The sequence below is a fragment of the Otoolea muris genome (assembly GCF_943193115.1).
GTDB classification, from domain to species: domain Bacteria; phylum Bacillota; class Clostridia; order Lachnospirales; family Lachnospiraceae; genus Otoolea; species Otoolea muris.
Map to the genome: position 1 here is coordinate 1 of NZ_CALPCY010000065.1, position 24,016 is coordinate 24,016.

20 protein-coding genes are annotated in these 24,016 nt (G+C 51.0%); 7 read left to right on the forward strand and 13 right to left on the reverse strand.

Annotation, left to right across the window (positions count from 1 at the left end; all coding sequences use genetic code 11):
- Positions 1-2,580: DEAD/DEAH box helicase (locus tag NFS31_RS23145; protein ID WP_251500524.1), on the reverse strand; the 2,580-nt coding region annotated here is incomplete at its 3' end.
- A gap of 636 nt (positions 2,581-3,216) precedes the next feature.
- On the opposite strand from NFS31_RS23145, the gene NFS31_RS23150 reads away from it, so the two are divergent.
- Positions 3,217-3,489, forward strand: coding sequence for a type II toxin-antitoxin system RelB/DinJ family antitoxin (locus NFS31_RS23150; RefSeq protein ID WP_251500527.1), 273 nt, complete (start codon positions 3,217-3,219; stop codon positions 3,487-3,489).
- Positions 3,489-3,767, forward strand: a complete 279-nt coding sequence (locus NFS31_RS23155; protein WP_251500529.1) for a type II toxin-antitoxin system YafQ family toxin — start codon at positions 3,489-3,491, stop codon at positions 3,765-3,767. The genes NFS31_RS23150 and NFS31_RS23155 overlap by 1 nt, the downstream gene beginning before the upstream one ends.
- Positions 3,768-3,809: 42 nt before the next feature.
- Here the strand turns inward: NFS31_RS23155 and NFS31_RS23160 are convergent, their stop codons facing one another.
- The 5 genes from NFS31_RS23160 to NFS31_RS23175 all read right to left on the reverse strand — a co-directional run bounded on the left by NFS31_RS23160 (position 3,810) and on the right by NFS31_RS23175 (position 14,356).
- Positions 3,810-3,941: a hypothetical protein gene (locus NFS31_RS23160; protein WP_331482836.1), complete on the reverse strand. Its 132-nt coding sequence runs from the start codon at positions 3,939-3,941 to the stop codon at positions 3,810-3,812.
- Between the two features lie 131 nt (positions 3,942-4,072).
- Positions 4,073-4,225 carry a hypothetical protein gene (locus NFS31_RS27215; RefSeq protein WP_331482837.1) on the reverse strand — a complete coding sequence of 51 codons (153 nt, stop codon included), beginning with the start codon at positions 4,223-4,225 and terminating at the stop codon, positions 4,073-4,075.
- Positions 4,226-4,252: 27 nt separating this feature from the next.
- Positions 4,253-4,534, reverse strand: coding sequence for a hypothetical protein (locus NFS31_RS27220; RefSeq protein ID WP_331482838.1), 282 nt, complete (start codon positions 4,532-4,534; stop codon positions 4,253-4,255).
- A 179-nt stretch (positions 4,535-4,713) separates the two neighbouring features.
- Positions 4,714-13,038 carry a zinc ribbon domain-containing protein gene (locus tag NFS31_RS23170; protein ID WP_251500532.1) on the reverse strand — a complete coding sequence of 2,775 codons (8,325 nt, stop codon included), beginning with the start codon at positions 13,036-13,038 and terminating at the stop codon, positions 4,714-4,716.
- 337 nt (positions 13,039-13,375) lie between these two features.
- Complete coding sequence (locus tag NFS31_RS23175; protein WP_251500535.1) at positions 13,376-14,356, reverse strand: hypothetical protein; 981 nt, start codon at positions 14,354-14,356, stop codon at positions 13,376-13,378.
- A gap of 577 nt (positions 14,357-14,933) precedes the next feature.
- On the opposite strand from NFS31_RS23175, the gene NFS31_RS23180 reads away from it, so the two are divergent.
- Together NFS31_RS23180 and NFS31_RS23185 are read left to right on the forward strand one after the other, a co-directional pair.
- Positions 14,934-15,170 carry a helix-turn-helix domain-containing protein gene (locus tag NFS31_RS23180; protein WP_251500538.1) on the forward strand — a complete coding sequence of 79 codons (237 nt, stop codon included), beginning with the start codon at positions 14,934-14,936 and terminating at the stop codon, positions 15,168-15,170.
- Positions 15,171-15,180: 10 nt separating this feature from the next.
- Positions 15,181-15,408: a hypothetical protein gene (locus NFS31_RS23185; protein ID WP_251500541.1), complete on the forward strand. Its 228-nt coding sequence runs from the start codon at positions 15,181-15,183 to the stop codon at positions 15,406-15,408.
- Positions 15,409-15,437: 29 nt separating this feature from the next.
- Here the strand turns inward: NFS31_RS23185 and NFS31_RS28075 are convergent, their stop codons facing one another.
- On the reverse strand, positions 15,438-15,770 hold the full coding sequence (locus NFS31_RS28075) for a type II toxin-antitoxin system VapC family toxin (protein WP_334303126.1): 333 nt from the start codon (positions 15,768-15,770) through the stop codon (positions 15,438-15,440).
- A 1,305-nt stretch (positions 15,771-17,075) separates the two neighbouring features.
- Between NFS31_RS28075 and NFS31_RS23190 the strand changes: the two genes are divergently transcribed.
- Together NFS31_RS23190 and NFS31_RS23195 are read left to right on the forward strand one after the other, a co-directional pair.
- On the forward strand, positions 17,076-17,312 hold the full coding sequence (locus NFS31_RS23190) for a helix-turn-helix transcriptional regulator (protein WP_160306939.1): 237 nt from the start codon (positions 17,076-17,078) through the stop codon (positions 17,310-17,312).
- Positions 17,313-17,497: 185 nt separating this feature from the next.
- Positions 17,498-17,734, forward strand: a complete 237-nt coding sequence (locus tag NFS31_RS23195) for a helix-turn-helix transcriptional regulator (protein ID WP_160306940.1) — start codon at positions 17,498-17,500, stop codon at positions 17,732-17,734.
- 265 nt (positions 17,735-17,999) lie between these two features.
- Here the strand turns inward: NFS31_RS23195 and NFS31_RS23200 are convergent, their stop codons facing one another.
- Both NFS31_RS23200 and NFS31_RS23205 read right to left on the reverse strand, forming a co-directional pair.
- Positions 18,000-18,821, reverse strand: a complete 822-nt coding sequence (locus NFS31_RS23200; protein WP_160306941.1) for a DUF4046 domain-containing protein — start codon at positions 18,819-18,821, stop codon at positions 18,000-18,002.
- A 65-nt stretch (positions 18,822-18,886) separates the two neighbouring features.
- A complete protein-coding gene (locus NFS31_RS23205) occupies positions 18,887-20,128 on the reverse strand; it encodes a sigma factor (RefSeq protein ID WP_251500544.1) in 1,242 nt (413 codons plus the stop codon).
- A 410-nt stretch (positions 20,129-20,538) separates the two neighbouring features.
- On the opposite strand from NFS31_RS23205, the gene NFS31_RS23210 reads away from it, so the two are divergent.
- A complete protein-coding gene (locus NFS31_RS23210) occupies positions 20,539-21,717 on the forward strand; it encodes a hypothetical protein (RefSeq protein WP_251500547.1) in 1,179 nt (392 codons plus the stop codon).
- Positions 21,718-22,246: 529 nt separating this feature from the next.
- Here NFS31_RS23210 and NFS31_RS23215 read toward each other — a convergent pair.
- The 4 genes from NFS31_RS23215 to NFS31_RS23230 all read right to left on the reverse strand — a co-directional run.
- A complete protein-coding gene (locus tag NFS31_RS23215; protein ID WP_331482839.1) occupies positions 22,247-22,468 on the reverse strand; it encodes a helix-turn-helix domain-containing protein in 222 nt (73 codons plus the stop codon).
- 436 nt (positions 22,469-22,904) lie between these two features.
- Entirely contained in the window at positions 22,905-23,078 is a 174-nt protein-coding gene (locus tag NFS31_RS23220) for a hypothetical protein (RefSeq protein WP_251500549.1), read from the reverse strand.
- 31 nt (positions 23,079-23,109) lie between these two features.
- Entirely contained in the window at positions 23,110-23,367 is a 258-nt protein-coding gene (locus tag NFS31_RS23225; protein ID WP_251500552.1) for a hypothetical protein, read from the reverse strand.
- 172 nt (positions 23,368-23,539) lie between these two features.
- A partial coding sequence (locus NFS31_RS23230) for a tetratricopeptide repeat protein (protein WP_251500554.1) occupies positions 23,540-24,016 on the reverse strand: 477 nt, incomplete at its 5' end.

Consider the following 24,016-nt stretch of genomic DNA (forward strand, 5'->3'; position numbering starts at 1 on the left):
TACGATGTCCCGTTCAAATACATCCATATAGCTGCCGCTGTCATAAATTGCGTTCACACTCTGCTTTTCCAAAACATCGTTTGTAATCAGTTCAAATCCTGTCTTCTTATAGGTGCGGAGTCTTTTTACATACATCCTGCCAAAAACCTGGATATGGGAATCAATATAGTCATAGACAACCACTTCCTTCTTTCCCTCATAATCCCGGTTCAGCCTGCCGATATACTGCTCCAGCCTTCCCTCAAATGATACCGGGGCAGCCAGCATAAGGGTGTCAAGCCTTGGATAATCGAATCCCTCGCCAATCTTCTGCCCTGTTGCCACCAAAATCAGGCTCTCGCCTTTTGAAACCTCTTTGAGGCATTGTCTTATCGCCACGTTTTCTTTATCACTGTTATCCCCATAAAAGAGAAACACATGATCTGCGTCTTCCTGTAAATTCTCATACAAATATTTCGCCTGTTCTTTATATCTGGTCAAGATAACCGGGGTCCTTCCATCCCTGACACAAGCCCTGGTATCTTCAAGAATCATATCATTCCTTACCGCGCTCTTACCAATCAATGCATAAGCGGCATTGATATCCTTCCTGTTCTCTCTTGTATCCATCACCCTTGTATATCTCGGATATACATAATGGCCGATTCCCTGCTCCATAGCCCGTTCTTTTGCGTTATAGCTGTGTCGGATCGGCCCCAGCAGCATGTGGATGATCTTCTCCAGATTATCGCCCCGCTTTGGCGTTGCCGTTACCCCATAAACATATCTGGCATTTACTTTTTGCAGAACCTGGGCTGCAGTCGCAGAACCTGCGTGATGGCATTCATCCATAATCACCATTCCATAGGAGTTGATCTGTTTATTGAATATCCCTTTGCCATACATTGATCCAACCATAGCCACATCAATAATGCCTGTGAGAGTATTTTTGCTTCCATGCAGGATCCCTATCACACTGTCTCTTCGTTTCTCACGCCCCGTTTTCGTTTTATAAAAAGGCGGTTCTTCATCTATATCCAGGAATTTATTCAGTTCTTCTGCCCATTGTTCCAGCAAAGCCTTACTTTGCAGCAGGATCAGTGTATTTACTTTTCTTTCCGCTATGAGATAGCTGCACACCACTGTTTTGCCGAATGCAGTAGCCGCGCTTAAAACGCCATGGTCATGCTCAAGAAGTCTGCGCGCTGCCAAATCCTGCTGTGTCTTCAAGTCTCCCCGAAAGGATACCCGGATTGGCCTTCCCTTTTCTCTCTGATCTTCTGTCTCTACTTCGATCCCCGCCTCTTTTGCGGACAAAACCAGATGATCTCTTAAGCCCCGGGGAATGGCGATGTAGCCATCCACGTCCTTTCCCATATACACAGCGCTGAAATTATTATAGTTGGAATAGCCTAACCGTTTATTTTTATAAAAGACAGGATTATCAAAAGCCGCCATGCTCCTGATCTGGTTCTGAAGACTGGGCATCAGATTCAGGGTATCAACATATATCCCATCGCCCAGTACAATGTGCATTTTCCCCACAACATCGGTTTTTACAAAACCGTCTTTTTTCTTCCATGGCTTTGGCCTGTTCTGCATTGTCACAGCAGCAGGTATACCCGCTGCCTGTGCCAGTTCTCCCTGCCATTTTGCCATAAGACGCTCTATGTCATCGGTTCCAAGCTTCTCTGTCTGATTTAACAAAATATCCCATTGGTCCGGATAGGCATTCCAGTTTTTATCCACAAATGCACTATTACCGTCTTTGAGCGCCCTTCCCTGCAGCGGCAGCGCGATTAGATTTCCGATACCGCTTGTCACGTCCTGGGAAGGATACATCCGGTCATAATAATGGAAGGACTTTAAATTGATGGAAGCGGAGCCTTTATCCAACAATAAAAATCCAAAATTTCTTGCCAATGACGCAGATACAGGTTTCTTAAAGAAAATCCACACATGGGCGCCTCTCCCCGACCGGGAGCGCTCCACCAATGGTTTAATACCATTAATCTCGCACATCATCCTGAGGGCATCCACCTCATCATGCCACTCTTCATCCGTATTCGCGAAATCTGTCTGTTCCGCGCCTTTTTCATGATTATCAAAATCGAATACGATAAACCGGCATGCGCCATCTTCAAGAAGGGGATACACTCCTAACACATCGGATCCATCTTTTTTCATCCCAAGCAAATGGCTTATGATTTTCTCCGGTGTAAGCTTTGTCCAGTCCTTATTCCCACATGTCTCACAGCTCTGTTTCCCGCCCCGATTTTTGGGGCAAAGACTGTCATTCCAGCGGTTATTACACTGCGGAAAATATCCGCCCTTCGCTCCTCTCCTGGCATATACATCGGTCCTGCCCCAGAACATGGAAAAGTATCGGTTTGCCAGATCTTTGGTGATATATTGACTCAAAATGCGTCCGCCCTGATCCGGATCGTATTCTTGAAGGTTTTCTATTTTTTCCGCAAATACATTTTCCGTATCATATGGAATATTGGCTTTGTCCAGTTGCTCTTTCAGTCTTTTGTTTTCATCCTGAAGGCTCCGTACTAATTTCCGGAGCGAATCCAGATTATATGCTTCAATATTCATGAAATCTACACTCCCGCGATGTGTATAAATGCTAATTCAAATACTCAGGGAAATCCTGTGTCGTATCCCCCATTTTTAAATATTTTGGCTGTTGTCAGGGGGCGTACGTGATAAGAAAATTTTAAATTTTCCATGATACGCGTGTTATATGGGCTGCAAAAGGATTTCAGATGGGGTAAACGCAGGAATACCAAAGCCTTCAAAATCTCTTTTGTTTCGGGTGGCAATAGAATCGCAATGTATTGATTGGGCACAGGCAGCAACGAGACAATCCTCCTTTTATTTGAATGATTTATATTATATGCGATTTTAGTAGTTCAATCAATAAAATCATGCGAAATAAGAAAAAATAGTTTAAAATTCGTTCGATATTTAAAAAAATTTTGTATATTTGGCCCTATCTGGTTTCATCCGCCTCGCATTTCTTAATAAAACATGAAATATTTTGACCTTTTTATATCTAACAATATTCACGGGGCAATCCCCCTTTGATTTCCGGTTTTTGTGCGTGACGCCCCACGCCTGTTCCCCAGCTGATTGGTTTCAGAGATTTCTACCTCCCCTCCCATCATTTTTTATTTTGATTGACATTGTAAACCATATCATCTATAATAAAGAAAAAAAGGAGGTAGTCAAATGGCAACAACCCCAACTCAGATTCGAATCGATGCCAACATAAAACAAGAAGCTTCAGCTCTTTTCAGCCGGCTCGGACTGGATATGTCCAGTGCAGTAAATATATTCCTGCATCAATGCGTCCTTCGCGGCGGGCTTCCTTTTGCTGTGGAGGCGCCGGCATACAGCCAGAAAACCCTTGATGCCATGGCAGAAGCCCGCCGTATTTCCCGCGATCCTGACGTCAAAGGATATTCCAATATGGAAGATTTAAAAGCGGCTCTTGACGATTGATGTACCAGGTTAAATTTACCACAGCCTACAAAAAGGCTTATAAGCTCATGAAAAAACGTGGGCTGGATATCTCTTTGCTGAACCAGGTCGTTGACCTGCTGCGTCAGGGCAGGCAGCTCGAAGAACGGTACTGCGACCATGGACTGACCGGAAACCTTGCGGGTTTTCGGGAATGCCATATCAAACCGGACTGGCTGTTAATCTATCTCATCGAAAATGATATTTTAACGCTGACCTTAATCGATACCGGTTCACACGCAGATCTTTTCAAAAAATAAGGCACAGGCAGGTAATTCCATCTTTGCGGGTTTTCCTGCCTGTTATTTTTTCTGCCACCGGTCGTACTTCTCGTAGCGGCGGTTCTCCTGTTTCCTATGCTCCTCACAGAACCGGCTCTCCGTCAGACGGGGACAGCCGGGGAAGGAACACGGCCTCTTCAGTTTCCTTGGCATTGCCCTCACCTCCTTGCGGCATAAAGAAAGCCCCCGCAAAATTCCAATGCTCCCGCGAAGGCCCTCTTGATATTTTTTCACCTTATCAGCATACCACGCCGAAACGGATAAATCATCTCACAAAGTGAACATTATGGTTTCCCGAGCAGCAGGGTGGTCAGCTTTGCCAGGGCCCGGTTCTTCCTCTGGTATGCGGACGCCCGCTCATTCCCGAAGCAGTCCGCCACGTCCTCCGCCGCGCTGCTGCCGTAATCGTTGTCCTCACTGTAGAACGCATCCAGCACATAGCGGTCATCCTCCGAAAGCTCCTCTCATGCAGGGACGAACCACGCCATGTATTCCATTGCCTGCCGGTACCGCTCCCGCAGGACGCTGATCTCATCCATGCCCTCCGCCATCCTGTCCTCTGCGGCATGTGGGTTGTGCGCGTGGGGCATCCCGTCAAACTGCGGGCTGCTGATCCCTCCCATTTTTTCATATGCCACCTTTATCTCATCATCCGTGTGTTTAATGATGAACTTCATGCTGCCGTAATCCTTCACCGCGTCTGCCGCCGCTGACTTCTTATCCAGGTACTTCCATGCGATTCCCATAACCTGATACCTCCAAAAGAAAATTTTTTACTGTTCCCGAATTGTCACTGGTTTTCATCATTTGGCTCAGAAACTGTTCCAAAGAAAAAAGGCGGGTGGCCTCCCCCATCCCACCCCGGGATTGATGGCTGCCACCCGCCTTTTCCTGCCCTCCTGGCTATCTTACTTACTTGTACGGATTACTCATCTGGAAGCCCCTCCTGGTACCTCACGGCTGCCACCTTCGCATACATGTCACCGTCCGCATAATACGTTGTCTGGTCACTGTATACCTCAATGGCCACCGGCTTGCTCCTCACATACCCCAGCGGCGGCTTTAACTCCGCAAGGACGTACACGCCCGCCCCGATGGGCTGGCTCGTTTTAAAGTATCCCACGTTCTGCCCGCCGTACTCCAGGCTGCCCTGTGTCCCGGGGTCAGCCATCTCTACATCCGCCCGGGTAGTCCATACCGTCATCTGGCCGGTCCTCCCGCCCTGGCCGTCATACAGGCTGACACGCCCGGACTCAATGCAGACTGGCGTGCCCCTTGGCACGATGCCGCTGTAGAGATGCCCCGGATCCTCCATGGACTCATTCAGGGCTGTCCTCCGTTTAAAGGGCGTGATGTCCCGGGCCTTCATGGCTTCCAAAAACTCCCTGCTTCCCATGATCTCCGTATCCTGCAGGTAGAACTTCGCATCCCCTGGCCTGAACTGCATCAGGAACCTGGCCCTCTCGTCCGGATCCCCAATCAGCTTTGCGTCCCCCTCGATCTCCGCAAAGGTGTTATAGCGGGAGGCTGCGTACAGGCCGAAGATGGCGTCGTCATGGACGATGTACTCCCCGGTCTCGGAATCCGTCTTGTTGATCCGAAGCATGGCCGTATAGAAATGGTTCCTCTGGTTTACGTCCGCGTAACCGGAAAATTCCTGTGCGTTGTAAGCATGGCTGTCCGCCGGGGCCGTCATGGTCCAGGGCGCCAGCGCCGCGGAATATTTCCCGTCATAGGCGGTCAGCTCCCCGGTCGTGGACTTCACCCCGTCATGCCAGGACATGCCGGGGGCGTTATTCCCATCCACCGCCCTGGCCTTAAAGAGCACCTGGCCGGCGATCCCGTCATCCTCTGCTATGGAGGCGTAGAAGTAACGCTTCCTTAATGCCTCCCCGTCATAGCTGCTCCCGTTGGCTGTGGCCGCCCCGTTCCCATTTTCTGTCACGTCCGGGCCTGAGCCGTGGTAGCGGCTGGCGTCATTGCCCCCGTTCTCCTTCTGTATCTCCACGGCGCCTTCCCCGCCCCGGTGATCCAGCCCGTAATAGTCTTTCAATGGGTCGTGGATTTCCTGGGCGGTATCCCAGCCGCCGTAATGGTAATCCCCGTTAGGGGCCGCGACGGACGCCTGCAGGCGGTCAATGTCCAGCCCATATTTGTACACCTCAAAGTCCCCGTGGCAGCCGTGGGCGCGGATGACAAATTCCCGGCTGTCCTGGTTGGGGGTGTTATCGCTGTCCTCCTCCCCGAACCGGATCAGGTAGCCGGAGGATTTGGCCTGCCCGGTTAAAGGCATGCCTGCGTCGAAAGTGTAATGGGGATCATAGTTATCCGTGGTGTCATTGCTCCCCGGCCCGTCATAGACCGACGGCACAGTGACCTCTTTCGGCTTCCCGGTCCCAAAGCTGCGGTTCTTCCAGTCATTGACCTCCCCGTCCCGCCTCTGGGGCGTCTGCTCCACAATGACGTATACGCCGTAGGGCAGGTAGGCGGAGATGTTGTAGTACCGGCCGTCCAGCCTCTCATCCGCGGAGAGGGTCGTGTAATCCTTATCGGCCCCGCCCCCGGCGGCGCTGTCCCATTCCACGCTGTAGATGGTGTCCAGGTCATAGTAGTAAAACGGCCTTAAATAATTGTACGCTTTGGCGACGGCCGCGAAGAGCGCCAGGTCATAGACCGCCTCGTCGTACCCGATCTTCCCGTCCGGCTTGGCGATGTTCTCACCCATCCCGTTGTCCATCATCAGCTTGGCCGCCTCGTCCTCCAGGTACCATTTCACAGCGAACTGCCGCACCGCGTCGGACGCCTGGGCATTGGCCCTGGCGAAATCAGAGGTGTTGGCCGCGGTCTCCGTGTTCTCCCCCAGGCGCATCGCCTGATATTTCTCATACCCGGGGCGGTCCCCGAACACATGCTCCCGGATCCACCGGAACGGCTTGAAGGAGGTGTCCCGGTCGCCGCCGGCTGTATTGTCCTGGTCCGCCCCGTCGGTGTTCTCCTGGGTGTGGCCGGGGTCGGCGTCGTCCTTCTGGTATTTCTCATAAAAGGTTTCAAACCAGTGCTGGCCCGGGTAATTGGACATGGCGTCCCCGGTAAAGGTGGAGCGCATGTCGTCGTCCCAGATGTCGGTGTTAGCCGCCTGGATGGCGTCGAAGAACTTCTCGTAGTTGTACTCCTCGTGGTTTATCAGCTCCGCGCCATCCCCGGTCTGGCAGCGTCGCGTTTCCAGCAGCCTGGCATATCCATGGTTCTGCTCATCCTCCAGATGGTCATGTCGGTCCCGGTCCGTGGCGACGCCGTCATAGCTGTAAAGGGAGGCGTTGGTCACTACCGCGTCGCCTTCAGCCCTTACTTCCCGTTCGGAGGTGGTGTAGCCCCCAATCTCCCCGGCGTTTTCCCTGTTCCCCTGCTGGGGATCCGCATAGGTGTCCCACAGGTTGTTTGCCCTGGCCGAGGTGGTCATGGACTCTGTCCGGTGTTCCACGTCCGTGTATATTTTCTGGACATTGGATGAGGAAAGGGTCCCTTCTTCGGAAACCTTGTCTTTCTCCGGGAAGTCCACGGTTTTCCCACCGTAGGCGCTGTCGTACTCCCAGGTGAATGTGTCGTAGTTGCCGTCCCCGTTTGTGTCCTTGTACCGGGGCGTCATGGTATTCCCGTTGCGGTCCATCCAGACGACATGGCCGTCCTCGTCCCGGTACAGGCGCTCCAGGTTGGATTTTAAGTACGCCTTGAAGCGGAAATTGCCAATGCTCTCCGGCTCCTCTTCCGGGGAATCCCCTTTTAAAAGGCTGCCCAGCCAGTCCTTCGCTGTCTCATACCAGCCGCCGTCCCGTTCTGCGGAGATGTTGTCCGAATGGAAGGCCGCATAAGTGTCATGGGCGTAGCTGATATGCTTTGTCTCCTCCGTGGATCTGGCCCTGCCGCAGAAGCCGCAGGCTGTCTCCCCGTCCGGGTTTTCATACCCGCAGTTTAGGCAGTACCATACAACCTTCGTTTCTGGCAGGATCTGGATGTCCTTTTCAACCCGCACTTTCTGGCGGATGGGGCGCTCGAATACCCTCACTGGCTCCCCTGCAGTCCCGCCGTCCTGTGCGATTTCCCTGTCCCCGGGGTACATCAGGAATACCGGCTCAATATAGGAATCCGCGCTGCCAATGGGGAAGGTAATCCCAATGGCGCCGTGTTCTGCCGCATACTGGCCTGCTGTGTATTTTGTCCCGTCTATGTCCATGATTTTATCCTTATACGTGATCCTGAACTGTATGGTCCCGTCCTCCAGGGCGTCCAGCATTTCCTGGCTGATGGCGAATGTGTAGGTCCCCGCCCCTTTCCGGGTTTCCTGGTAGGAATCACAGGCAATCTCTGTATTGGTTATGTTCTGTACCAGCGTGGGGGATTTGTCCACAACGGTGGAGACAATCCTCACGGCATCTGTGCCGTCCGCCTGCAAAAGCGGCTCCCCCGCTGCATAGGCCCAAAAGGTTTTGTCTTCCCTGGGCCGGAACTCCACCTGGTCTTCCAGGCGGGATCCTGCGTATTCCGGTTTGCCGTGCGCCGTCTCATTCGGCACGATGGCGGAAGTCACAAAGCCGGTTTCGCTGCGCACGACGGAATCGCACTGGGAGGCCGGGTAAACCCGGTAAACAAACCCTTCCGTCTCATCCCCGGGGCCGGTCCGGTAGGTGATTGCTGTTTTTACATAAATACTGTCATTGGCTTCGTTGTACAGGGACTCATTTGGTTTGGCGTCCCTGCAGCAGTAGGCGATGGCTGCGTACAGCTTCCCGCCGGATTCGTAGGCCCCTGCCATCTGCATGGCGTTGAAGGCCTGGTAGAAGCTGTCTGTGAACAACTGCGCGTTTACGGCTTCTGCTACCGCCTCCGCGGTGAATGCTTCTATTTCAACAGAAGCCCAGGGGGCCCCGTCCGTCGCCTTCCGGAACCCGCTCTTTAAGAACATCCGGTTTACGTCGTTTATCACATCGCCGCCGGCCGCGATCTGGGAAGTGTTAAGGTTTGCGTTTTCGATCCGCATGGAATTATCCGGGGCCGCTTTCTGTTTCCCATAGGAAACGGTTTTTACGTTGTTGACGGTAAAAGTCCGGCCGTTGTATTCCACGGTGTCGCCAATCCCGGTTTCCCAAGTGCGGTTCCCGATCACAACCAGCTCTCCTTCTTCAGCGTACACCGGCTCCTTTGTTTGCACGGTCTCCGGGTGCGTCACGCTGTCGTCCCATACGGATTCCACGGAGGTGATGTTGAATACAGCCCCTTCCGGGATGTCTGACGCTTTTACAATGTACCCGTTTTCAGTCCCTTTGCTGGTAATCATAAAGGTGGTCGTCCCACCGTCCCCGCGGTCATAGGAAAGGGCGGTGGATACCGCCGTTCCTGTGGGGAAATCCTCCCCGCCGGCTTTAAATGCTTCCCGGTTCGTGATGAGGGCGCTGTCTTTGCCGTATACGGAAAGCTCGTATCCTTCTGACCGGGAAAGTTCCTTAATATAATAGGAGCTCCCATCCTTCCCCAGGATGAGCGGCCGGCCGATCCAGCCGTTCCCGTTGTTTTCCTCATTATTGGATACCGGGTAATGCCCTGTGGTTTCCCCCTCCTGCCAGGTATCGGTCTTATTGTTGGTGACGCGGTTGTGCCCCAGCATACCGGAATCATACCCCTGGTTTGTGGATTTTTTGTAGTGGACCGTGCTGTCTCCCTCCCGGGTTTCCGGGAGATCCGCCCCGTCCCCGGCTGTGATTTTGGAGCCGTCCGGGTTGTGGCCGGCGAAACGCTCCATGTCCTGCTCTTTTGCTGCCGATGCCTCCCTTGCCATATGGAGGTTCCCCGGCGCTTCCCCATGCCAGCCTGTATGCTCAATACTGCCGGTTTCGTAGTTGTAAACAGAGCCCGGGGCTTCCGTGATTGCCATAAACGACCCGTCCCCGTTGCGGTCTGTCGTGGCAACGGCAACCAGGTCATTTTTTTGGAATACCACGCCGGTATCCCCCTCCCCGTCCCCGTCTGTATCCGGGTGGATGATGTCCTGGGCGGCGAACAGGCCGTAGACCGCGCCTTCCAGCGTCCCGTCGCCGTTCTCCTGCGCGTAGGCGTCAAACAGTGTGTCCCCGTCGTCGGCCAGGTCGAAGTCGCGCTTGTTGAAATGGATCTCGCCCTCTGTCCGGTGGTCGTAAACCACAAACGTCCAGTCTGTCAATGCGCCATCCGGCCGGGCAACCTGTCCTGCTTTGGATTCTAAGAAGGTTGTCGAATTGCGCAAATAGCTTCCGCCTGCGCCTTCTCCCCCATCGTCATCGCCGGAAATGGCGGAAGCCCTGCGCCCCCCACCGGCATATCCTGTACCTACCCGTTCAGCAGGCGCTCTCTGGTCTGCGTCAGAACTGGTTGCAGGAGCGTACCAGATCCCGTCTTCCGGGAACAGATCATAGTCCTGGTACAGGCCCTGTTCTTCATCATTCAATGCCTCTTCTGCTTCCTGGCCTGCGGGCTTTTTTTTCCCGTCTGGCAGGAGGTTGGGCAACCAGCCGGGAATGCCATTTTTTTCTGTGTGGCCATTGCCATCGCCTGCCCCGCTTCCGGATCCGCCTTTATCTGTATTCCCGGCATGTTCTGTAAACTCTGTATTATCAGCAGCTACGCTTTCCATTCTGATCTGGCTGCCGGTTTCACCGGCGATGTGGGGTTCATCTGCGGCGAGGGGTTCATCTGCAGTGCTGGTTTCAGCCTCTTCCGCTTTGGCCGAATCTTCAGTTTCGTCAGGGTTTCCGGCTTCTGGAATGATGCCGGTTCCCCGTACCTTTTTACCCTGGGCTGTAACTATGATATCCGCCCCAGGCATCGTTTCTTCTCCGCCCTGATCCTGGTTTTTGGCCGTGGTTGTACCGCTGGTTTCGTCATTGCTTCCGTCTTCATCCAAGGTGTCTGTTTCATGTAAAGATCCATCCGTGCTTTCGGTTTCCGGAGCGCTGTCCGGATTCCCGTCCTGGGCTGCCCCGGCGTTTCCCACAGGGGCCGCAAGGATCCCTTCTCCCGCCCCCTGCCTTCTGGGCAGGGCAGCCCGGGTCCGTTTGATGGCGGGTGTGCTGCGGTATGCCCTGCTGGGCTCCTCTTCCCCATCATCCCCGCCGGGCTCTTCCCCATCATCCGGATCCGTCCCCGGGGCGCCGCCTCCCGTATGGTTTAGGTTCTGTGCCTCCCCGGTATCCTTATACTCGCTGGATGTGACCGTCCGCCACTCAACCGGGATGTCATCCGTGTGGAGCCCGTGGAGGATGTAGCCTTTTGCTGCCTGGATTTCACTTGCGCTGTATTCGTATGTCAGGGAAATGAAGTCCTTATAGAACTGGTCGCGGTCCGCCTCCATCGCTTCCTTCGCGGCGTCCCCGGGCTCGGTGCAGTGGAAGAAGCCTCCCTCCTCCACAAGCTTTTCGCACTTTTTTACCTCCTCATACCATGCGGCCCACGCCTCATCATGCAGCTGCTGGTTCATTTCCTCACAGTCGCATTCCTCCTCACACTCGCATTCAAGGTACTCGATCTCTGGGGCCGGGTGGCCGGTACAGTACCCTTTATGGTACGTATAGCCTTTGGTATCCGTGTGGGCCGGATCCTCTGTGATCTCCCCTGCGGAGTCGATCTCATAGAGAAGGCCGTCTTCCCCTGTTATATTGTCGTCCCGCTTGCAGGGATCGCGGTACGGGTCGTCCCACTCCTCAAACTGGGGGCCACCGTCATTGCCCCAGTTGTATTTGTTGGTATCAGACTGTGTGACGCCCAGGCTGCCGGAGTAGTTGGAGCTGATTTCGTCGTTTCCCCATTCCGTCTGGTTGAGATTTCCCAGTCCGGTTTCATATGTCCCTGGGGCGTCCGGCGTCCGGTCGAGGTCTGTGTTCCCAAGCTGGGTATTGTCAAATTTCTCCAGGATGTCCCAGTGGGAGCCCGCCAGGGGCTTGCCGGTCTCGGAATCGTATTTTAAGAGGCTTACATTATAGGTGGCGGTGAACTGCTCTGTATGCTCAAACCGCTCGCACTTTACACTGCTTTCCCCACTGCTGCCACTGTCATCCCCGATCGTCACGAAAATGTTCAGGTCCCCGTCGCACCATGAGGCGAACTGGGTCTGGGTCCTGCCAAAATCCGGCTGTTCCGCATATCGGTTGTATGTGTCGAACGTATAAAGCTTGGCCTTCGTCATGTCCACGGGCATGAAGGATCCCAGCGTGCCCTTCGGCCAGTAAAGCTTCCCGATGGAGCCGCTTTCATCCAGCTCTCCGCTGGCGGATTTGAAATGCTGCTTCCCGCTCTCCCCGTCAATGCCGAGGTATTCCCAGTCGCCATAGGGCTCAAACGAAATGCCGGACAGGTAGAGACCCGCCGAGTCGTTGACGAAGAGATCCAGGTACGCGTGGTATTCCCCGTCCTTCTGCTCCTCAACGGCCTTGGCCTTTGTGATCCCCTTGTCCCAGTCCGGTTCCAGGAGGCTTGTGAAATAGGCGGCCCACCAGATGTCGTAAAAATATCCGTCCAGTTTGGTCGTCATGCCCGCCTTTGCGGCCCCGCTCCCTGCATCCGGTGGGTCATACAGGTTGCGGTGGACGGTCTCGTCCAGCGACGTCACTGTCGGGAGGGATTTTGTATAATACCATTCAGAGCGGAAATAATCCAGATCCTGAAGGAAGGCCGCATTCACGGCGGCGGCATCCGCGCCCTGGGGGGCGCCGGCAAACCCGGGCTTGTCCGCGTCCGTGGCCATCCATGCAATGAGCTGGCTGGCCATCCCCATGGCTGTCCAGGGATCGTCATAGTTCCATTCTACATTCTCAGGAACCTGATATTCCCCTGGATAATAACAAGCAAGTGCCAACATCAGAAAATTGAATTGTGGATTGATTTTCTCTACGAGCCCTGTGGCTGCGGGAGGGAACAGATTGCCTGGCAAACGAAATATCCCTTCTTTTTTATGTCCAAATGCCTGCGCGCCGGTAGCGATAGGCTTTGCAGACTCATGTGTTCCGGTACAGTAGGTATGCCGCCCGTTAAACATGGCGTATTCCTTATTTTCATAGCCGGGCCGGGCCTGCAGGTAAAACTGGCCGCCTAAGGGCCATCCGCGATTCCCAATACTGGCCGCCGCATCGGGCGGCAGGAACTGTTTATCGAAAGTATAGAGCGCACAGTTGAAGGCAAGGCCGGTCTGTATATAATTGCCATCGTGACGTTCATTATTACAATTCATAGCCTCTGAATTGTCCCCCCAGGTGCTTGCTGATTCTGGGTATGTATAGTATCCAGCATTCAGATTAAAAGCGTTGACAATTTTCGGCAAGAAGGACGTTACTGCGATAGCCCCTGCCAGAAGAAATGCCATTGTGCTTTTTTTTCGGCGGAAAAACAATTGGATTGTTCCCATAAATAAACCTCCTGACTTATTTTTTCTAAGTATGGAGCATGGAAACCGTTTTTAGGGTGAAAATCGAAAAATTTTTGTATTTTATCCGCCTGACTTCTGGAACCCAAGAAAAGACGCAGGGCAAAACATATTTGCCACTGCGTCTGCTACTTGAATGGTTTGATTATTTCTGGATGTAATTCCTGTAATCTGCACTAAGAGAAACATTTCCGTTGTCTCCCCATATCATTGAATGTCCATCATCTAAACCTACCCAACATACGCCTCCATTTGCATAGGTTCCGCCATATCCGCCTTTAAAACCTTTGCTATGCAGATAATCTGCTATTTTCTCAGCAGATTTTAAACTGCTGTCATAATATTGGAACAGGAGTTTATCATTGAATCTACCTGACACCGATATCGATTTATCTGCCACATTCGATGTGCCATATGACATTCTAAAGCCATTAGCATATATGATCTGTATTCTTGCCGAGTCTTCTCCAAATACTTCCATTTCCCCGAATTTGGCGTTTTCTTCCCTGGTATTTTCTACCATCTCCAGCGCAATGTTGCTAACCCCTTGGGCATTGTACGTATTCTCAGGTGCGTAAACTGGGGCTGCAGGCTGCGTCAGCACTACCCCATTTACCATCCGTGCACCCTCCTCATTAACCGTGTAGCCTTCCGGAGAAACGCCGTTCGTCAGCAAATAGCCTCCAAACTTCCCATCCTGGTAGCCATACTGGAAGTAATAGAGCTCCGACGTCCCATCATTGTTGCGGTCACTCCACACCCAAATGGCACTCGCATCATTACCAGTGAACCTCCGATACCTCCACCCAGTCCCATCATGGTACCAGCCTGCCGCCCCTGTCTGGCCGGAGGCCACACCGGAGCCTGCCGGGCTGGAAGAAGCCTGTGTCTGCACAGTTCCATTTTCCACCCATGCGCCGTCCGCATTTACCGTATAGCCGTCCGGGGTCGTCGTGCCTGTGAGCTTATGGCCGCCCTCGTCAAAATAATAACACTCCGCTATCCCGTCATTGTTCTCGTCAAGCCATTGCCAGCCTGCGGCAAATGAAGTCATTGCGTTTCCCATCGCCAGGGCGCCTGCCAGTGCCAATACTGCTGCTCTTTTAAAAAGATCCTGCTTTCTCATAACATAACCCTCCTGCTTAATTTTCTTTGTTTATGATACCATTATAGGGCATAAACCCGATTTTCCAACAAAAACTTTTATTTTTGTCTGTTTTTTTGTCAGGGGAGGCCACCAGGGATGGGCTGTCTCCTTGCCCTGACAATATTATAGGCAATAACCCGAAATTTTCCAAACAAAAATTTTAATTTTTTGATGGGCAATAGGATGCCGCCTTCCCAAGCAGCCTGCCTTCTTTGGTGGAAGTTTTTCCTCAGCCTGTTCAGAAAGCATCAGCAGATGGAAAAAATTCTTCCTCAAATAATTATACCATATAAATACATATTTTCCAACATAATTATTTTCGGATATTGAGATAAGGGAAGAAAAAATGCAAAAAGGAAATATCATCCCCAGATTGCATTTCCAGAAATCAATTCTGCAATTTTAGTATAAACTATTTTAGCGTACTTGCCAACCCTATTAATGAATTTTTTTAATATATTATTTTACTTTTTCTGCTTACTTATATTTAATAATGATTGACTTTTTCATGGTTTTAGTTTATCCTTTAGATGAACTTTTGCAAGGAGGCTACAGCATGATATATAACAGCAATGAACAATTAGTAACTGAACTAAAAAAACTGCTCCTTGATACAAAATGCAGCCAGCGAGACATAGCCAAACAAATGGGAATATCACCTCAAGCGCTTCAAAATCTCTTTAACAAAAAACAGCTTTCTTTCGCAGATTTAAAAAGAGTGCTGGACTGCATAAATTGTGATTTATTGGTCGATTTTTCTGTTAGACCAGTTTCTACAGTCGCTGAAGAATAGGAGGAGCATCGTGGATATATCAAAGCGCTACCGTATCGAACTGAACAAAATCAGCAACCATTTGGCCGATCTGGAGAGGGGGCATACCTACGAGCTTACAAAAACTTCCGGAACTCCATCCTGTGCTACCCTGGCCCAACATCTGAAAGAGGATATTGTAGCTTTGCTTAACCTTATCCAGAATGATAAGCAGGTGTATCCGAAAAAAAAATGCTTTGCGTTCTACCTATGTAGTTGAATTCTCACACATACTTAACGGTATCCCTGTCAAATTCTCGCCAGCAACTCAGATGGTGTAAACGCCATCACCCTGCTCTGTGAGAAATCTCGAACATTCCTTGTGATAATATAGTCGGCATGAATACGCTCAGCAGTAACACTCTGGACAGCATCTTCAAAATCTTTCCCGTTCAGTTCAGTGGTATGTGTCCAATCTGATACACTGAAATCCGTGAACTCGAAAATCAGGCTCAGCTTTTGGTAAACGCCTCTGATTTTCCCAGGATCGAATTGCTTCCGCATGATGTAGATGAGGTTTGCAAATGACAACGCAGACACATAACCTTTCGCTCTCTCCGTCTCACAAATCTTCCAAAGCAAAACTGAGTCTTTAACAAATTCGGGCCGATTTAAAGTATATCCAGAATAATGTTGGCATCAATCAATAGAACCATACTTTTTCGTCAGCCTTTCTGCTTTCACTTCATCAAGGTCATAAATCTCCACATAAATTATACCTTACATAAATGTAAATGTATCCAAAAAAAATAAAAGAATAATATCATGCCAAATAGAGAGTTTAACCGATACCATCATGGTTCCACCCCGCCGCTCCCGTCTGCCCGGAAGCCGCAACCGGAGCCTGCTGGGTTGGAAGAAGCCTGTGTCTGCACAGCCCCGTTTTCCACCTACGCGCCATCTGCATTTACCGCGGAAAAAACGTTTTGTCATAATTATAATTCTTATTTTTGGCCATAGACTCAACAATTCCATAAATCGAATGTTCATATATAGCCCTTTCCTCTTCTGTTGGCGGACATTTGGTGCATCCTTCTGGCGGGGCATATACACATGAGGTGTTGGTATAGTCCCGCCGAAATGGGCAGCGTCTGAACTTACAGCTTCCTTTCTTCCGAAACAAACAGATAATTCTCCAGGCCATTCCCACGGCCATATAGAAAAACATCAGTCCACACAATATATCCACGACCATTCTGTCTTCCTCCCTTTTGACAAAATGTACTCTCGGAATCTCACCGCGTCTGATTTTGCGAGATGATTTTAGATGCGCACAAATTTATGAGGCGTACGCGGAGCGTACGTTGATTAAATTTGGGTACGTCTGGCGGAAAATCAGCCGCAAAGGCAGGTGTGGTGAGATTCCGGGAGTACATCAAAATCTATTTTGTGGACTGCCCATTGCCTAAAGCTAATGGGCCTCCTGCTTCACACATATTGATTATTATCATACCCAAAGGGCAGCTTTCCCAGTATGCGTTTCATTATGTCCCGTTTTTGGCCTCACGTGGGAGCAGGTACAGCCGGCTCTCCTCCGTGTTTGACATTGACGGCCACGTTCACGTCCTGTTCATGCCGTTCACCGCAGGCAGAATATTCCCATCTATGTATCTTATCATCGGCCGGGGAGAGTACGGGACAGATGCATGCCTTGTATTATAGGACAGGCAATGGTAACTCCTGTCTCTGTCCTGCGCAGGCGTATTATAAAACATCTGTTCCGTCTCCGTATATTGCCGTATTGTGATGGAAAACATCCGGTTCATCAAGTCTATCTATAAGATAACTCTTCATGTGTGTTATACCACATAATTATACATCTCCACACACATATAATCAAGTAAAAAGTGTGGATTAACACACATTTCCATTGATGGGGGAAGATAGATGAATCAGAAAATAAAGCAGGATTATTGTATAGGGGCCAACCTCCGCCGGTTGCGGAAGCAGGCTGGCCTCACCCAGGAACAGGCCGCCGCCAAACTTCAGGTGGAAGGGATTGACATGACAAGGGATTTCTATGCCCACATCGAAACCGGCAATTATAATATCCGTGTAAGTGAGCTGGCAACGCTCAGGAAAATCTATCGGTGTTCGTATGATGATATTTTCCAGGGATTCTGACAAGGGCTTTCCATGTCACAGCCCCTGTCAAGGATGTCATGGGCCGTGTTATAAGCGAATTGGCGGAACATCTGCACCCACACCGTTTTCTTGTGTGTAATACCACACAATTGTACATCATATCTTCTATATAATCAGGACAGGATATGTGGTTTTCCACATTTTTTAACTGATGGAGGGTATATATGGGCCAGAAGATAAAACAGGATTATTGTATAGGAACCAACCTCCGCCGGCTGCGGAAGCAGGCTGGCCTCACCCAGGAACAGGTTTCCGCCAGACTGCAAACAGAAGGAATTGATATGGCAAGGGATTTCTATGCCCATATCGAGACTGGTGATTATAATATCCGTGTAAGCGAGCTGGCGGCACTCAGAAAAATATTCAAATGCTCCTATAATGACATCTTTCAGGGCTTCTGATTGGGCAGGCCATGGCCGGAGAAGACAGAAAAAGAGACGGCAAAGGCTACAGTGGCACACCGGTTCCTTATTTTTGCATGGCCGTGCTATATGTCAGCCCCCCTGGCAGGAATACATAGCCCCGGCCCATTTAAATGGTAAAGTCCATCCATCAGATCCCACAGCCCGGCGTTTGAAAAATACACCCTGGTATTCCCCTTTATAAATCCACATCTCCTTTATAAAAGGCATACCAACACCGCTATCATAGATAACATGATAAGGTTTACTGCATTCCTGAATGTCTAAAGACCGCTGTTCCAGCAGAACTCCCCCTCTTTTTCATAATCTCAGAAGGCTCCTCCCTGGAGTAGCCGGCCCCTGCCATCTTCTCCGGCAGGACGCTCGCATTCTCCCTGGCCTGTATCCCTGCACGGGATGTACCGTCTCTACTTTTAGGGGATACGAACCTCTCCCTGTAGCCCGTGCAGAGACTGTCCTGATCAAGCATTCCAACCAGCGCGAGCGCGTCATTAACATACGCGCCCGGCGACCGGTACCTCCGCTTCATGATATTGTACAGCTTTGTTTCCCTCAAAAACGGGACTGCCTGCCTGGACTCCATGAACCGGACGCACTCCCCCGATGTGCGGCAGCCCGCAAATACCTGGAGCGCGTACATCAGGCAGATCCTCGCGTTCTGCTCCGCCCCGTACCCGCCGGAAAAGAAGCCGTGAGGGATTTCCTTCCGCCGCCCCATTAGCACGGACTGGTAAATCGCTGTCACAAAAAATGCCTTCGGAATCTTCCCTAAATACTCCGAGTACATCAGAGTATAAAGGTAAATTCTCTTTTCCGGCGGCGAGATCTCCGGCGGGAGCCTCATCCCCTCCACCAGGTTATCCAGCTTCATCATCCTCAAGACCGGATCAGACAGCTTTTGTATGGCTTCTTCCGGCCCCCAGCGCAGGTAATATTCGCACGCATACCGGCACAGATAGCCGATATCCCTGTTGGACAGCACATCCCTTCCCACCTCGTGCAGGATCGTACTGCCGCTTTTGCTGTACGCCGAATCATACAGGTAACACAGGTCTGTTTTTTCCATATTTTTTAGTCCCCCCTTAAAACGCTTTTTCAAGATGCCGGATACCGGCGGCCCGCATTGTACCATCATCCCATGGTAATGCCAGGCTCCTCCCAGCCTCCAGACAGGGCTTCCAGGAAGTCCATGGCATTATCCATTACCATGTTCCCTTCCTCAACCGGCATGTACGCGACCCGTTCAGAAAGCCCATGTCCCTCCATCCGGAACAGTTCCGGGTACATCTTCCTGATATCCGGGTTATACCGCAGAAGGTTCTTTAAGTTGCTGACGCCTTCTGTGATCTCAGACGGGCTGAGTCCATATTTTTTGGACAGCTCCGAGGTCTTTATTCTGCTGTCGCTCAGCTCAAGGAAACATTGGATGATCTCCTCCCTGGGCTCCAGTTCACGGGCCACCTGGATGATTTTGCTATAGTTCATGTTGCTGATGGCGCTTTCCTCCGGGCTGCGCATGGGGGAAAGACTGTCTGCCAGCGGCCCCGTTTCCTGGGTATCAACGCCCGCCCCGGTATTCCCCGCTTTCATTTCTGCAAGCCCATCCATGATGCGGCCAAATGGGCAATCAATGCTGTACATATAGTCATGCAGGGCAGGCCTCCTCCCATACTTCTCGAACATCCTGTCCACCTCCTCGATCTTCCTCCTGGTAGCTGACGTATGGGTCCTGGCGCCATGCTTCATGAGGTTGGCCTGCAGAACCATCTCATGCCGGATGGCGTTGAAGAAATAGGTGGTCGGCATGGACCTGTCCGGATCGTATTTCGGGAGGGCCATGATGATCCCCATCCTCCCCGCCTGCATCAGATCTTCGTAAAAGCTGCGGTCATTCCCGACGTACGTGCTAAATTTACGGGTAATGATGTTCATGATGAAAAATTCCAGGTCGCGGCAGGCCCCCTCCCTGGCCGCCTGTCTGGCGGCTTCATTGCCGCTTTGGACATCTGCCACATATTTCCTGAAGTTATCGTGGATCTGGGCTGCATCCGCCCGCCCCGGAACATTCCCTGTCCCATTCAGGAAGAATGTGCTGTCCATGGCTCCCCCGACCCGTTTCCCCTCCTGGCGTCGCCTGCCTTCCATGTACTCTTTTAAGCCGCTGCCGTACTTTCCCGGTTCTTCATCATATTCTTCATCATATTCTTCATCATATTCCTCATCGTAGTCTTCATCATGCTCCCATTCATCGTCATGCCGCCCGCCATATCCTTCCGGCTCCAGGCGCTCCCTTTCTGCGCATCCTTCTCCCCCATATGTTCCCTGCAGGGGTCCGCTTATTTCATAGTCCCGGTGTCCTTTTGTTTTCCTCATACTTTTTCCTCATCCGGTAATTCCCGGCCAGTGCAGCATCACATTAATAATTTAGTAATACTATACTGTCATCGGTGCTTCTTATGGTATCTTTCAATTATGCCACAATAACACATAATTTTCCACCAAAATTTGACATAAATTTTATCCAACGCCGTATGAGGTATCCTCTTACGCTGTTTCCCAGGCCAATAGTAAGCAGATGGACTACATCTTGTCGAAATTCAATGGGCTTCCCACTTCATCCATATTGGTTACTGCCACGCCCAAAGACAGTTTTCATGCCTGCAGACATATTGGCAATATCCCTGCATGCAAATCCGGAAAATGGCCTGGTTTTCTCCCACATCCTCCATACTGTTATCAGAGAAAAAGAAAGGAGGAGGGGATTTAAGATCCCCCACAAACACATGAGACACAAAACAACAACAATTATGGCGGCCATGCTGGCCGCAGCCGGCACAGCAGCCATGACGCCAGGATACGTTTTCGCAGCGGAAAAGATCAGCCGGGTATCTGTGGATTTTACAATCGAAGGATACGATGAGTACGGATATCCGGAGATCACGGCGGAGACGCCATCATCCGCACACTATTCCTGCGGGAGCGCCGACCTGGAGTCCGCATACGCGGATGATGGCAGCGAAGAGGAGGGAAATGCAGAGAAAGCAAAGACCGCGGCGGAGGAGAACTACGTTATTGAGCTCTCCGCTGAAGACGGGTACGCCTTCCAACTGACAAAAGCGGATCAGGTAAAATTGAACGGCGCAGGCGCCAGGTATGTAAAAGCTTCCAGGCTTGATAACGGAACGACCCTGCGGCTGACGTTCCAGCTCACCCAGTTGGAAGATGTCTGCAGCCCTGCTGAACAGGCAGTCTGGCACGAGGATGGGACCGCATCCTGGGATCCCGCGTACAATGCTGTCCGGTATAAGCTTATCCTTTCCAGGGACAGCGGCGGCAGCAAGGCATACTACACTGGCGGAACCAGCTATGATTTTAAGCCAGTCATGCTCAGGAAAGGCTCCTATAGCTTAAAGGTCTGCCCGCTTTCCCGGAGCGGATACCAGGCAGGGCATGCGGATGCCGGATCCTTTAGCGTCACTAAGGAAATGGCTGAGGCGTATTCTGAGGCATACGGCGTGGAAACTGAAACCCGGAAACTGGACGGCGCCTCAGGCGACGGCCCGGGCTCAGTGGAAGTCATCTGCAAAAACACTGGATGGAAACAGGACAGTACCGGATGGTGGTATCAGAACGAGGACGGCTCCTACCTGCAGTATGACTGGGCGGAACTCAACGGGGACTGGTATTTCTTCGGTTCCGACGGCTACATGGTGACAGACAGGGCAGTCCGCTGGGGGAATGACAGCTATTATATGGGGCCGGACGGCCGGATGGCGGTAAACCAAGAAATCCCCGACGGGCGCAGGGCCGGGACTGACGGCATCCTGACAGGGACGGTGCGCAGCGGATATATAGAGCAGGCGGCCAGCAACGGGGAAATGGAAGATCACTACTCTAACCACGGGCCGGCATCCAGCCAGGAGGATAATTCCGCTCATGGGCCGGCATCCGGCCAGACATAAGAGGGCGGCACAAAAACTGTGCAGATACAGGCAGAAAAAATGCCTGTGCAGCAAAATGCACAGGCGTTTTCCCCTGTCGGGAGAACCCGGGCGGAATCTCCTCTCCGCCTGGTTCTGATATGGAAACGATATGATATTTCACATGAACAATCAGGGAATCGGGCGTCATTTAAGTATTTTTCTGCATCTGCATCAGGGAATGCTGCAAATGGGGCCGGATATACTTCGCATTCTCCCTTATTATTCCTCAAATAAAGATAAATCTCTATTGAAACAAAGTTTAATATCCGCTGACGCGTTGTTGTCGGGGACGCCATCATGCATAACTGTCCATCCAGCAATTCATCCCTCCTGCCGTCCGGCAGAGCATAGATATCCTGCAACCCGTATCTCTTATTCCGCAATATCTGCATAATCCTACGCTCCCTGCTCCTGGAATCCGTTTGCTTATATTAAATTACAGCACATTCCCGTTTAAAGGAAAGAAAAAGGCGCTTTCTGCCAATACCCCCTGATATTATGCCTTTTATCATTGGGGAGTTTCACTGTCTCTGATCTCAAATAAATCCCTAACTTCACAATCGAAAAATTCACACAATTTCAGAAGGAAATTGGCGTCAATCCTTTGAAATTCATCTCTGTAATATCGGTTAAAATTTGTCCGTTCAATATCCAATGCAGAACATACCTTTTTCTTAGAAAGCTTGTGTTCATTTAACAATTCCTCTAATCTCATGTGGATATATTTCATGCCTTCCCTCTCCTTTTGCCTATAGTTTAAACAATAGCCCGCCAAAATATAGCTCTCTGTATGGATGTGTCTATATAATTGGGTTCTAATAGGCGTGTTTATATAAACATTTACAAGCGGAGTGTTGTTATGCAATTTAATAAAACACAACCTGCTGTTGATTCCTGCCAGGGAGAGGACAAATTAACCGGATTGGAACAGGGATACAGCAATTTGTATCGATTGCCGGAAAAGGATTTGCTTCCATTTGCGCTAACGTTATACCCAAGACCTTCCGGACAAACAATATGGTTTGTGCAGGGGTGTTCCCGGGGAACACCCCACAGACTGCCGGAAAACCCGGAAGCCATTTAAAAGAAAAACGGATGGCCTCCCACCCGCCTTTTCTCTTTCCTTACTTGCCCGGATTACTTACCTGAAGGCTCCTCCTGGCGCCTCACGGCTGCCGCCTTCGCATGCATGCCCCCTTTGCATAAATACGTGTCTGGTCGCTGTGCCCGATCAGGAACTGCCGTATCTCGAAATTCACCGGTATGCTGTTTATCGCCTCGTCTATGGCTCCCTCAATGCCAAGGGATGCCTTGTTCTCCCGGATCTTTTCCACCGCCATGCGTACTCCTTTAACGGTCTGCAGGCAGCCATCAGCCCCCGTTTTTCCCGTAGTTTACATTGATCATCCGGATCCTGGCCTCAATGTCCGCTTTTCCGGTATCTCCTTCCTGGTTAAACGCATCGCTCATCTTTAAGAGCTGATCGTCCTCCCCTTCCGGGCCGTTATAGTAGAACACCACCAGCCTGGGGACGGGAAGGCTCACAGGCTTCTTCCCATAAATGTTAAGTTTCTTCTGGTGTATGTATTTATCATACAGCTTCGCCGCATACATTAGCTGTATTGGCATGTTCGGGTTGTAAGTGTTTTGCTTACGGTTATTGTCAACCGTCTTTTTCTTTTGTAAAAAAGTTCAGGGGAGACAGTAGTTGAAATGGGCCATTGCCTCCCCGGTTCAGGACAATCTATTTTCCGACAACCCCTTTTATATCGTCCAGGTAACTATCTGCCTTCTACTTGTGCTATTCTTTCGCTTTTTCTTTGATCCACTTTTCAAAGTCTCCTTCTGGATTCCATTTATAATACACACTTCTCATATTTTCTCTGACAATCTTTGTGTGTGGATGTTCTTTTCCCAATATCCTCTCACATATCCCAAGCGCCTTTTTGTACAGCTCCTCCGCTTTCTCATACTCTCCCTGCCTCGCATACACTCCCGCCAGGTTGTTATAATTGACGGCTGTATCTGGATGGCCCTCGCCAAGCACTCTCTCACGTATCGCTAGCGCCTTTTCGTACAGTTCCTCCGCTTTCTCATACTCTCCCTGGTTCTTATACACTCCCGCCAGGTTGTTATAACTGGTAGCTGTATCTGGATGGCCCCCGCCAAGCACTCTCTCACGTATCGCTAGCGCCTTTTTATACAGCTCCTCCGCTTTCTCATACTCTCCCTGCCTCGCATACACTCCCGCCAGGTTGTTATAATTGACGGCTGTATC